The sequence below is a fragment of the Collinsella sp. AF38-3AC genome (genome assembly GCF_003474365.1).
Taxonomy (GTDB): domain Bacteria; phylum Actinomycetota; class Coriobacteriia; order Coriobacteriales; family Coriobacteriaceae; genus Collinsella.
Window position 1 is genome coordinate 60,288 of sequence record NZ_QROM01000007.1, and the last position, 12,071, is coordinate 72,358.

Sequence of the window (12,071 nt, forward strand, 5' to 3'; positions counted from 1 at the left end):
ACAACCAACAGAAAGGAGTCCTCATGGACACCAATCATTCCCCCATCATCAGCCCCCTCACCATGCGTGAATCCGCCCGAGGTATCACGCTCACCAGCATTTACGATGAGATGCTCGCCCGTCGCGAGCTCTCCGTCATGGGAAACATCGAAACCCCGATGGCCCACGACCTATGCCAGCAGATCCGCCTGCTCGATGCCACCGACCCCAGCCGCCCCATCACCATATTTGTCGCCAGCGCCGGCGGAAGCGTGCGATCGGGTCTTGCGATCTATGACGCCATGCGCCTCGCATCGTGCCCTATCCGCACCGTCTGCCTGGAATTCGCCGCGTCCATGGGCGCCGTGATCTTTATGGGCGGCGACGATCGCCGTATGGCGCCCCATGCAGAGCTCATGATTCACGACCCGCTGATCCCCCAGGGGGCAGGCGGCTCGGCACTTGCGCTGCAGGAAACCAGCCGGCGTCTCATGCAGACCCGCAAGACCCTCACGCAAATCCTCTCGGACCGCAGCGGCCTCACGCCCAAGCGCATCCAGTCCCTCACTGCAAAAGACACCTACCTTTCGGCCGAGCGCGCCGTCGAGCTCGGCTTTGCCCACGAAATCCTCTCGACCACCAAGGAGGTCGCCCATGTCTAACCTCGCCAGCCGTCTCGCCGCATCTGAGTCCGCATCGTCCACCATCCTCGCCAAGGATCGAACGCTTTCCTGCGACACCCGCCAAACGGGACTCAACAACAACGCACTTGTGATCGGCCCCTCGGGAGCCGGCAAGACCCGAAACGTCCTCAAGCCCAACCTGCTGCAAATGAACGCAAGCTACATCGTGCTCGACACCAAAGGCACGCTCTGTCGCGAAGTGGGACCCGTGCTGGCAGCCCACGGTTACCGCGTGCAATGTCTCAACTTCGCCGACCTCAACACCGTCCCGGCCCTTGCGCCCGGCATCGAGCGCTGCGGCTACAACCCCCTGAGGCACATTCGCCGCAAGGCGGACGGCAGGCCCAACCAGCAGGACATCCTCTCGGTGGCAAAGGCCATCTGCCCCATCGAGGACAACAACCAGCCTTTTTGGGATCATGCGGCGGCAAACCTGCTGTCGTGTCTTGTCGCCTACGTCACCGAACAGCTACCCGCCGACGAGCAGACGATCAGCTCGGTCATCAAGCTGATCGAGCACCTGCAGGACGGTGCCACGGGTCGATTGTTTGACGGCCTGATCACGACCGACCCCCAAAGCTATGCCCTCTCGCTATGGCGGCGCTACGCCATTACGCAAAATGCCGAGCGCATGCACGCGAGCATCGTCGGCATCCTTGCCGAAAAGGTCATGTGTCTGGGATTCGACGGTGCGGCACAGCTCTATCGTGAGTGCCATCAGGTGGACTTCGCTTCCATGGGACACACCCCCTGCGCCCTGTTTGTAACCGTGAGCGATATCGACCGCAATCTCGATCCGCTGACCGGCCTCTTTATTACGCAGGCGTTTATGGGCCTCATTCGCGAGGCCGATAGGCAGCCCGACGGCAGCCTGCCCGTGCCCGTGCGCTTTATGCTCGATGACTTCGCAAATCTGCAGATCCCCCAGATCGACAACGTGCTCTCGATTATCCGAAGCCGCAACATCTGGGCAACGCTGCTGCTGCAGTCGACCAACCAGCTCGATGCGCTCTATGGCGAGGCACGCGCACGCTCCATCATGGGCAACTGCGACACGCATCTGGTGCTGGCGTTCCAGGATCCCGAGAGCGCCCGGGTGTTTTCCGACCGCGCCGACGCACTGCCCAGCACGCTCATGGCGACGCCGATCGATCGCTCGTGGCTCTTTGTGCGCGGCCACACTCCCGAACAGGTCGAGCGCTTTAGGCTCGAAGACCATCCGCTCTACGGGGAGCTGCCCGAGGCGCATCGAGGCCATGTGGAGACCGAGCTCTAGACGCGGGGCCCTCGCAGCACGCGACGCTCCGGCGAAGATCCTTAAAGGCCGTGCGCCCCGGAGCCACGGCAAAGCAAAGGGGCCCGCATCCGATGGGATACGGGCCCCTGACTATAAGGCGCGATGCGTTAACAGCAGCGACTACTTGCGATGCGCGCGGTAGAACTCGATGAGCGCCTGGGTCGAAGCGTCCTGCTCGGCCTTGGCGGCGTCGTCATGGAAGGCCGGGGTAATCTGCTTGGCAAGCTGCTTGCCCAGCTCGACGCCCCACTGGTCGTAGGAGTCGATGCCCCAGACCGTGCCCTCGACAAACGTGATGTGCTCGTACAGGGCGATGAGCTCACCGAGTGCGAACGGGGTCAGCGTGTCGCCGAAGATCGAGGTCGTCGGACGGTTGCCCTCAAAGCAGCGGGCCGGGACGATCTGCTCGGGCGTGCCCTCGGCGCGCACCTCATCGGCCGTCTTACCAAAGGCGAGCGCCTTGGTCTGGGCCAGGAAGTTGCCCAGGAACAGCTCGTGGACATCCTGGCCGCTGTCGGTTGCGGGGTTGGCAGTATTGGCGAAGGCGATGAAATCGGCCGGAACCACCACGGTACCCTGGTGCAGCAGCTGGTAGAAGGCGTGCTGACCGTTGGTGCCGGGCTCGCCCCAGAAGATCTCACCGGTGTCGGAGGTCACGGCGCTGCCGTCCCAGCGGACGTGCTTGCCGTTGGACTCCATGGTGAGCTGCTGCAGGTAGGCCGGGAAACGGTGCAGATACTGGCAGTACGGCAGCACGGCGTGGCTCTTGGAGCCGAAGAAGTTGACGTACCAGACGTTGAGCAGGCCCATCAGCGCGACGGCGTTGTTCTCGAGCGGGGTGTTGCAGAAGTACTCGTCGATGGCGTGGAAGCCCTCAAGGAACTGCTGGAAACGCTCGGGGCCGAGCACGACGATCAGCGACAGGCCCACGGCGGAATCAACGGAGTAACGGCCGCCGACCCAGTTCCAGAAACCAAAAGCGTTGGCGGGGTCGATACCGAAGGCCTCGACCTTATCGAGTGCGGTGGAGACAGCGACGAAGTGCTTGGCCACGGCCTCGGCGTTCTGCTCATCGGAGCCGTCGATGGCGCCCTGAGCCTTGAGCTGCTCGAGCATCCAGGTCTTGACTTCGCGGGCGTTGGTGAGGGTCTCGAGCGTGGTGAAGGTCTTGGAGACGATGATCACGAGCGTGGTCTCGGGATCCAGGCCCTTGAGCTTCTCGGCCTGATCGTTGGGATCGATGTTGGAGATGTAGCGGCAGTCGATACCGGCGTCGGCATAGGGACGCAGGGCCTCGTAGGCCATGACCGGGCCCAGATCGGAGCCGCCGATGCCGATGGACACCAGGTGCTCGATCTTCTTGCCGGTAACGCCCTTCCACTCACCGGAGCGCACGCGCTCGGCGAAGGCATACATGCGATCGAGAACCTCGTGCACGTCGGCGACGACATCCTGGCCGTCGACGATGAGCTGGCCCTTCTCGGTTGCCGGGCGGCGAAGCGCGGTGTGCAGGACGGCGCGGTCCTCGGTGGTGTTGATGTGCTCGCCGGAGAACATGGCGTCACGGCGCTCCTCGAGCTTCACCTCGCGGGCAAGATCGCACAGCAGCTTGACGGTCTCATCGGTCACCAGGTTCTTGGACAAGTCGAAGTGCAGGTCACCGGCATCAAAGCTCAGCTTGTTTACGCGCTCTGCATCGGCAGCGAACCATGCCTTAAGGTCGATACCCTCGGCCTCGAGCTTCTCCTGATGGGCCTCGAGCGCCTTCCAAGCGGCGGTCGACGTAGCGTCGATAGGTGCGGCAACAGTTGCCATAAAGTCCTCCTCAACATACGGGCGCATACCTCCATGCGCCCGGATAATCAGATGCCCCTATTCTAGCGCAGGTCAAGACCGTAATCAGCGAGCGTTGCCAATCCGCCCCCAAACGGCGACCGACCAAAAAGGGACAGGTTTCTTTTGGCAGGTCAAACGCTTTACCTACCAATATTAACCTGTCCCTTCCTGGCAGATATTAGGCCGCGGTGCACACGCTGCCGAGCAACTCGCGAAGAGGAGACCCAATGCCCTCAAGCAGTTCAGGAGCGATAATGGCAAAAACGGGAACCTCGCCGGCTCCCGCGACGGCAGGCACCTTGCCCTCCGAGACAATACATCCATAAGGGACAAAACCGTCTTCGCCGGTATCGAGCGCCGCCATGCGACGCGCGAGTTCGCGCGCAAAGCCGGCAGTATCGGCATCGCCGATCGCCAGGACAAAGTCCACGCCTTCGTCGGTCGCCAGGGCCACGGCTTCGTCGATCAGCTCGTCTCCCCCGTCGCCCTCAACCGAGCCACAGCGAAAAAGCACGCGCTCGAGCAGAGCTCGATCAAGCGAGCCGAGTGCCGCCGAGACAAGCTCATCACGCGTATGCTTGTCACCGCCCAGCACGACCAGCACCTTGGTGCCGCCGTAGTGAGCGACCAATCGTCCACACCAGCGAGCCACGTCTCCATCCGCAACAAGGCGCGTCGGCATACCAAACCCATAATTGACCATCTTTCCCACAACCCTTCCGTGCGTATAGGCGGTATCAATCGTTAGGCTCATGCTACGAAGCGAGGTTTTCCGAGCTGTTTCGCGCTCTTTAGAGCTGCGTTAAAACCCCGATGCAACCGCACGACCATACCTGCCAAAAAGGGACAGGTTTTGACGATGTCCGCGCAAGCGGGTATTATCGAACAGATATTCGATAAGAACATGTGTTTGATGGGAGGGCACGGATGGCGCACGAGCAGCACACCTACATCTGCATCGACCTCAAGACGTTTTATGCCAGCGTCGAGTGCGTCGATCGTGGGCTCGATCCGCTCACCACCAACCTGGTCGTTGCCGACGAATCGCGCGGACGCACGACCATCTGCCTCGCCATCACACAGGCCATGAAAGACCTCGGGATACACAACCGCTGCCGTCTGTTCGAAATCCCCGACGGCATCGACTACATCAAGGCCGTACCGCGCATGCAGCACTACATGGAGGTGTCGGCGCAAATCTACGGCATCTATCTGGAATACGTGAGTCCGCAAGACGTGCACGTCTACTCCATCGACGAATGCTTTATCGACGTGACGCCCTATCTGGACCTCTATCACACCGATGCGGAAGGCTTCGCCTGCATGTTGCGCGACGAGGTCCTGGCACGCACCGGCATCACGGCGACGGTCGGCATCGGCCCCAACCTATTTCAGGCCAAGGTAGCGCTCGACATTACCGCCAAGCACGTACCCAGCCGCATCGGTATACTCGACGACAAGACCTTTCGCGAGGAGATCTGGCCCCATCGTCCCATCACCGATATCTGGGGCATCGGCCCCGGCGTGGCAGCCCGCCTCGAAAAATACGGCGTCTATGATCTGATGGGCGTCGCGGCGCTCGACGAAAACCTGCTCTACGACGAGCTCGGGGTCAATGCCGAGTATCTTATCGACCATGCCTTTGGGCGCGAGCCGACAACCATCGCCGACATCCAGGCTTATCGTCCGCAGGCGACCTCGACCACCACAGGACAGGTGCTCTCGAAGGGCTATGCCTACGAACAGGCCTACACCGTCTTGCGCGAGATGGTCGACAGTGCCGTGCTAGACTTGGTCGATAAGCACGTGGTCTGCGACAGCATTTCGCTCTTTGTGGGTTATGCGAGCGAACGAGCCGACATACGCCGCCTCGACGCCAGCGGTACAGCACAATATGTGGACGGATGCGGGCACTTGCGCTCGAGCACGTCGAGCATCGAACCTACCGCAACCGCCGGCCCCAAGCTCGCGCCCCGTGCGCCCAAGCCCGTCCAGCGCGATGACGAACGGCGCCGCTTGGTGCGCGAAGCGCAGGCAATCGATGGCATCTTTGTGGGAGAGCATGGCGGTAAACCGCGCGGTGGCTATGCCGCACTCTTTGCGCACTCTAACGCCTCGCGAAAGCTTCCCGAGCGCACCAATTCGTTTAAGAAGATCATGAGTTATTTCGATGAGCTCTGGGCGCAGACCGTCGATCCCAAACGACCGGTCAAGCGCATCAACCTGGGATTTGGCAACCTCATGCCCGAGGAATTTGCCACTATCGATCTGTTCAGCGATATCGAGGCCGATGAGCGCGAGCGCGACCTGGCGCGCGCCGTCCTGGCCGTAAAAGGCAAGTACGGCAAGAACGCGCTCGTCAAGGGATTAAGCTTTACCACCGGCGCCACCGCGCGCGAACGCAACGACCAAGTTGGAGGACACCGTGCCTAAACCCAAACAACAGCCCGTGCGCCCGCCGACCGCCTTCGAGCGCCTAGCGGACCCCGAGGGAAGACGTCGCTCCGCCGACCCCAAGCTCACCGCTAACGGCGCCGTCCGTGCCGGCCGGGCCGCGCAGTTTATGCCCTTTGCCGCCCTCACGGGATACTACGAACTCGTGCGCAAGCAGGAAATCACCGTCGAGCAAAAACGTGAGCTCACGGAAGAAAAAGCCCTCGAGCTTTCGCAAAAGCTCGAGGGCCTCAAACGCGGCGACTTGGTGCGCGTCACCTATTACGATACGTACGGCTATCGTAGCCGCACGGGCATTCTCGACGAAGCGTTACCCGCATTCAAGCTGCTCAAACTCAGGGATATCGCCATCAACTTCGACGATATCCAGGACATTGAGCTACGCGGACGAGCCTAGCGACGAGAACGCTTGCGCAAGACGAGAGCAATGCCAAGCACTGCGGCAGCTGCAACCAGCAATCCCAAGACCAGCGTGAGGGTCGAGTCGCCAGCGCGAGGCAGCGAGCCGTCCTTCGGAGTCTTCTTAGCGGTCGTCGTGACGGTGGTCGTGGTGCTGCTCGACTGGTCGTTGCCACCCGTCTGGCTGCCGCCAGGCTGATCGCCGCCACCCGGCTGCGAAGGATCGGTGGGTTCCGTCGGATCCGGAGTACCGGGATCAACCGGATTCTCCGAATTCTCCTTGCGCTGGATCCAGACCTGGCAACCATAGAACGGGTTGGCGGTACCAAGGCATAGACCCTGGTTGGTCACCGCAAAGGTGCGCAGACCATGGTTATACGGATCGTTAAAGCCATTGGTCGTCAGCGTCGTAAAGTTCACGCCGTCCTCGGTCACATACATATCAAAGCCGCGCTCGGCATCGCGCAGGTAACACATGCACGTAAGGACACTCTGCAACTTCTTGAGGTTCTCCTCGCTCAGCAGCTTATCGAGCGCATCCTGAATATCGCTCGGCAGCTCGGTGCCATAGGCATCCTCGTACTGCTGCTTAAGGCTCTCATAGCTATCGAGCATGTCCTGATACTGGTCGGCAAAGGACTTGAAGTACGCGATCTCGCCATCGATCTTCTGGACATAAGCGGCGTCGTCCTCAAAGTCCTGGGACATCGTCGCGGCCTGATCGCAAAGACCGCCCGCGGCATCCTCCAGCGCATCGCTCAGATCGCCAAAGCCCTTAGCAACCTCGGTCTTCTCGTCATCGACATCGACGGCCTTGTTTGAATCATCAACCTCAGCAGCTTCGTTCGAATCATCGACCTCGACGGCCTCGTTTGAATCATCGTCCGCAAGCGTGTTCACGGGAACGATGGGGTCGTCAGGCGATTTCTTGTCGAGCAGGTGATTGAGCAGGTCCCTAAGGCGCTGAACCTGAGAGTCCCACTCCTCGGGCGTCATATCGATAATGTCGCCATTGGAGAACTGGCCGATCGGCTCAAGCAGGCTCGCGGTATCAAAGGTACCGATATACAGCTTGCCGTCGAACTTCTGCATGCGCCAAATGTACTGGTTCTCGTTTCGGCCAAAGCCCGAAGTCAGGCCGGAAATACCGCCCTCGGGGAACATGTCGGTGCGATCGCCAACGACGAGCTCCATGTTCTCGTCCTTGTCCATGCGATAGATGTTAACCGACTGCTCAAGATTGGCATTCACAAACGAGCAGTCAACGCCACCCATGCTGCTCTTGCCGCCCTCTTCGGTGTTGGATTTGTTGAACAGGATGCGCTCGAGGGCAATCTCCTCGTCGTTGTATTCACCGATATAGAGGTAGTCGTTGTAGACGATGAGGTTGGCAGCGCCAGAACGGGTACGGGCAGGATCGATGCCAAAGCAGTACTTTGCACCGTCCGTCTTCTGATCGCCGACAATGGGAGTCCACGAATAGCTGCCGTCGGCATTCTTGTCGCCACGGACCATGGCAAACGACTGCATGGAATTATCATCGGGAGCGTTCTCGGGCGTACCGGTGCAGATGGTCGCATAGAGATGGCCATTGTACGAGACCATATCCCAAATGGCGCCGCCGTAGATGCTGTCCTGATAGCGAATCGCCGGATAGCCAAACAGCGTCTCCGAGTTGGCAATCTCGGTGAAGCTGTCCTGGCCCTTCGAGGGGTCAGACGACGTCAGGATTGTCGACACAAAATTACCGTTCGCGTCTTTACCCACATTACTGATGACGAGCTGGCCATCATGGACGCACATGCCGCGGATACCGGTAGAAATGCCCTGCTTGTAGGCAGCACCGTAATCCTGCATGCTCGAAAGGCCCTGATAGACAACTTTGTACTCATCCGTCTTAGGATCGATCTCGTATACAGCAGGCAGGCCGCCTTTGCCGTCATTGGTCCTGACGCTGCCGCAGAAATAGAGCTTACCCTTATAGCTCACGGCATTGCGGAACAAAGGAGCGACGCCGTTGAGCGATTCAGAGAGTAGCAGCTTGGTCTCACCGGTCTTGGTATTGATCTTGACCAAGATGCCGCCGCTGTCCTTGTCGGCCGTGCCATCCTCCTTCTGCTGTCCATAGAAGAAGGTACCGTTAAACATGGCCTCCAGCGTCAGGCGCATGGTTTCGACATCAAAGGAATCGCCCAGCGTGCTGTTCATGAGCGTCAGCGTGTTGCCCATCGCCGCATAGCAGGTGCCCACATAAAGCCAGTCACCATAGCTCGCAGCCGCCCAAGTGTAGCTCTGGCCGCGATCGCCTTCGTTGTTGGCCGTATTACCATCGGCGCCCGGAACGGCAACGGCACCGTTACCCTGGTAGTCGACGATGCCATCCGGCTGCGACGTTCCTACCGTAGGATGCGAGAGCTTCTCAAAGGAATACCCATTTCCCGCATTGTAGGTAACGGCACCCGATGCGTCTTCGGCGTGCGCCGGCAGCGGCGATACCAAGATAGCGGCAAGCGCTGCCACCAAGCCAAGTGTTCCCACTCGTCTCATAAGGTTATAGCCTCCCCTGTCCTAAAGCCCAGTTTTAGCATTCTTCATTTCTGTCCACGGTTAATTGCAATCTGAGCACAGCAATAATCAGTGTATAAATATACACCTGTAATTTTTTGGACGGGTTCATAGATGCTCGATTGGTAGCGAATTCCGCGCAAACCGTCACCAAACTCCACTTTTGCCGCATCTAAAGGTTATTTTTGCGCAAATTTTTGGATGCCGATAGTCACAATGGGCAGGAGGCTGGTACCCACCGGAGAGGGCAACGCCTACATTTTCATAACGTAATAGCCCGCACCCCTCACCGCCGTCTCGAGTGTGTCGCGATCAACCGGGCGCTTCGAGCGTACGCGTGCCGTGTGGTCCGCATACGTCACCGTTGCCCACACGCCGTCCAGCGCATTGAGGGCATTGGCCACGTTCTGAGCGCAGCCGTCACAGCTCATGCCGCCGATGAGCAGCTCATCGCTATAGGGATAGTGCGATGCATCGGTATCCACCACAACAACCTTTTTGGCCTTCTTGCCGCTCGCACCATCGCTGCAGCAACTCTTCCCGTGTGTCGAAGCGGCAATGCGACGCAGTCCAAAAAACATGCCGACGGCAATGACGGTCAGCACGATGAGATTCGCAGGGTTGAGCAAGTCACTCATGCGTTCCCCTTTCAGTAGCACTATCTAGATACCCCCATGGGGTGTCCTCATCTTAACCCAAAATCATGTCCGTTCGGTCAATTAGTTTTCCTCTTCAAACTTTTTTGTTGACCATGGCTTACTTTCGTGTATAAGTTTTCCTAGGCTAACAGTTTAGATCCGTAAGGAGCGACGTGACTCGAGCCATAGACATCCCAACGTTTCAGGCAGCAGTCGTGCGCAACTGCTCCCCCACGCTCGCGGGCATCAAGCCGGCATCGCTCTTTACCTATCCAGGCACCTACGCCCACGGGGACGGCTCGACCGCAACAGAAACCATCGCAGAACGCCGAGCACGCCTGCTCAACGTTATCGCCCAGTGCAACCGCGAGCTTGACCCGCTTGGCATCCACCTGAGTGTTTTGGTCTGGCGGCCCTGCGGAGCGCTCGTGTACGTGTACCGAGCCAAAAGCCTCACCACCTATTTCGCGGACCCTCGCGCCAAAACGGCGCTCGCCTCGGAAGGCTACGACACGAGAGACCTTTCGACATGCCTTGTGCATTTGGCATCACGCATCACGCTCGCGAGTAATAACGTCGCGGAATGCGCCTGTAGCCAGACTCGATGCGCACTACCCCAGCAAGCTAGCTGCAGCAACGACTGCACCTGCGAGTTTCCGCACGAAATAGGCTACTTCCTAGGATATCCCTACGACGACGTGCACGAGTTTATCGTCCAGCGCGGCGAGAACTATAAGGTCTTTGGGGCCTGGAAGGTCTACGCAAATGTCGAGCAGGCACTTGCGACGTTTGATGCCTACCGCGCCTGCACCCAATACTTCACCTTTGTCTATCAGCAGGGCTACAGCTTGGCGCAACTTGCCCAGGCAACCCGATAGAACATAGAAGCCGTGGCAACCTGCCGCACAACTGAAAGGACTCAACATGAGCAAGATCGCCGTCGTCTACTGGAGCGGCACGGGCAACACCGAGGCCATGGCAAACCTCGTTGCCGAAGGTGCAACCGATGCCGGCGCCGAGGCAGAGGTCATCTCCTGCGCCGACTTCTCCGCAGACAAGGCCGCTGGCTATGACGCTATCGCCTTCGGCTGCCCCGCCATGGGTTCCGAGGAGCTTGAATATGATGAGTTCCAGCCCATGTGGGATGAGGTCAAGGAGACCCTCGGCGACAAGAAGGTCGTCCTCTTTGGCTCTTATTCGTGGGCCGAGGGCGAATGGATGGACAACTGGAAGGCGGACGCCGACGAGGAGGGCGTCAACGTCGTCGATTCCGTCATCTGCTACGACGCCCCCGATGATGAGAGCGAAGCGGCCTGCCGCGCCCTTGGAGCCGAGCTCGCCTAGCGGCAATGAGCTCCGCCCGCAACGCGCATTGCAACAAAACACATTCGCGTCCCAACAAAAACGGGAGCCGGATCACATCCGGCTCCCGTTTTCTGCTATGTCAGTCATATAAAGCGGCTACGAGATATTGCCCAAGAACGCCTTGGTGCGCTCGCTCTTGGGGTGGTCGAAGACCTCGCTCGGCGTACCCTCTTCCACAATGACGCCGCCGTCCATAAAGACGACGCGGTCGGCGACATCGCGGGCAAAGCCCATCTCGTGCGTCACGACGATCATGGTCATACCGTCGTGCGCCAGGTCGCGCATGACGCCCAGAACGTCGCGCACGAGCTCAGGGTCGAGCGCCGAGGTGGCCTCGTCAAAGAGCATCACGTGCGGGTTCATCGACAGGGCGCGGGCGATGGCCACGCGCTGCTGCTGGCCGCCCGAGAGCTGGCTCGGCATAAAGTCGATGCGCTCGGCCAGGCCGACCTTGGTCAGCTCCTCGACGGCGATCTTCTCGGCCTCTTCCTTGCTGCGCTTGAGCACCTTTTGCTGCGCAAGCATGACGTTCTTTTTGACCGACAGGTGCGGGAACAGGTTGAACTGCTGAAACACCATGCCCAGGTGCGTGCGCACTTTGTTGAGGTCGACGCCCTTGGCACACACATCCACGCCCTCGACGACAATCGAGCCGCTCGTGGGATGCTCCAGGCGATTGATGCAGCGAAGCATCGTCGACTTGCCCGAGCCTGAGGGGCCCAAGACCACAACGACCTCACCCTTGTGCACATCCAGATCGATATCGCGCAGGACCACGTTGTCCCCAAAGGCCTTCTGGAGGTTCTTGATGCTGACGACGACCTCGTTCGAGTTATTGGTTTCGCTCATGATAGG

At 59.7% G+C, this 12,071-nt stretch carries 11 protein-coding genes; 6 read left to right on the plus strand and 5 right to left on the minus strand.

Annotation, left to right across the window (positions count from 1 at the left end; all coding sequences use genetic code 11):
• Positions 1-23 precede the first annotated feature (23 nt).
• Complete coding sequence (locus DW029_RS06010) at positions 24-641, plus strand: ATP-dependent Clp protease proteolytic subunit (RefSeq protein WP_022094432.1); 618 nt, start codon at positions 24-26, stop codon at positions 639-641.
• Entirely contained in the window at positions 634-1,938 is a 1,305-nt protein-coding gene (locus DW029_RS06015; protein ID WP_118345550.1) for a VirD4-like conjugal transfer protein, CD1115 family, read from the plus strand. Before DW029_RS06010 ends, DW029_RS06015 begins: the two co-directional genes overlap by 8 nt.
• Positions 1,939-2,079: 141 nt before the next feature.
• Here DW029_RS06015 and pgi read toward each other — a convergent pair whose 3' ends face one another.
• Together pgi and DW029_RS06025 are read right to left on the minus strand one after the other, a co-directional pair.
• A complete protein-coding gene (pgi, locus tag DW029_RS06020; RefSeq protein ID WP_118345572.1) occupies positions 2,080-3,774 on the minus strand; it encodes a glucose-6-phosphate isomerase in 1,695 nt (564 codons plus the stop codon).
• Between the two features lie 199 nt (positions 3,775-3,973).
• Positions 3,974-4,498: an iron-containing alcohol dehydrogenase gene (locus DW029_RS06025; RefSeq protein ID WP_233543822.1), complete on the minus strand. Its 525-nt coding sequence runs from the start codon at positions 4,496-4,498 to the stop codon at positions 3,974-3,976.
• A gap of 224 nt (positions 4,499-4,722) precedes the next feature.
• Between DW029_RS06025 and DW029_RS06030 the strand changes: the two genes are divergently transcribed.
• A complete protein-coding gene (locus DW029_RS06030; RefSeq protein WP_118345552.1) occupies positions 4,723-6,228 on the plus strand; it encodes a DNA repair protein in 1,506 nt (501 codons plus the stop codon).
• Positions 6,221-6,646: a hypothetical protein gene (locus DW029_RS06035; RefSeq protein WP_233543818.1), complete on the plus strand. Its 426-nt coding sequence runs from the start codon at positions 6,221-6,223 to the stop codon at positions 6,644-6,646. The genes DW029_RS06030 and DW029_RS06035 overlap by 8 nt, the downstream gene beginning before the upstream one ends.
• On the opposite strand, the gene DW029_RS11475 is transcribed toward DW029_RS06035, so the two are convergent.
• Entirely contained in the window at positions 6,643-9,195 is a 2,553-nt protein-coding gene (locus tag DW029_RS11475; protein WP_195362247.1) for a hypothetical protein, read from the minus strand. The two genes, DW029_RS06035 and DW029_RS11475, sit on opposite strands and share 4 nt — an antisense overlap.
• A gap of 272 nt (positions 9,196-9,467) precedes the next feature.
• Positions 9,468-9,851, minus strand: coding sequence for a heavy-metal-associated domain-containing protein (locus DW029_RS06045; RefSeq protein ID WP_118345553.1), 384 nt, complete (start codon positions 9,849-9,851; stop codon positions 9,468-9,470).
• 173 nt (positions 9,852-10,024) lie between these two features.
• On the opposite strand from DW029_RS06045, the gene DW029_RS06050 reads away from it, so the two are divergent.
• Both DW029_RS06050 and DW029_RS06055 read left to right on the plus strand, forming a co-directional pair.
• On the plus strand, positions 10,025-10,729 hold the full coding sequence (locus DW029_RS06050) for a DUF3793 family protein (RefSeq protein WP_118345554.1): 705 nt from the start codon (positions 10,025-10,027) through the stop codon (positions 10,727-10,729).
• A gap of 46 nt (positions 10,730-10,775) precedes the next feature.
• Entirely contained in the window at positions 10,776-11,195 is a 420-nt protein-coding gene (locus DW029_RS06055) for a flavodoxin (protein ID WP_006234379.1), read from the plus strand.
• Positions 11,196-11,312: 117 nt separating this feature from the next.
• On the opposite strand, the gene DW029_RS06060 is transcribed toward DW029_RS06055, so the two are convergent.
• Positions 11,313-12,065, minus strand: coding sequence for an amino acid ABC transporter ATP-binding protein (locus DW029_RS06060; protein ID WP_006234381.1), 753 nt, complete (start codon positions 12,063-12,065; stop codon positions 11,313-11,315).
• Positions 12,066-12,071 lie beyond the last annotated feature (6 nt).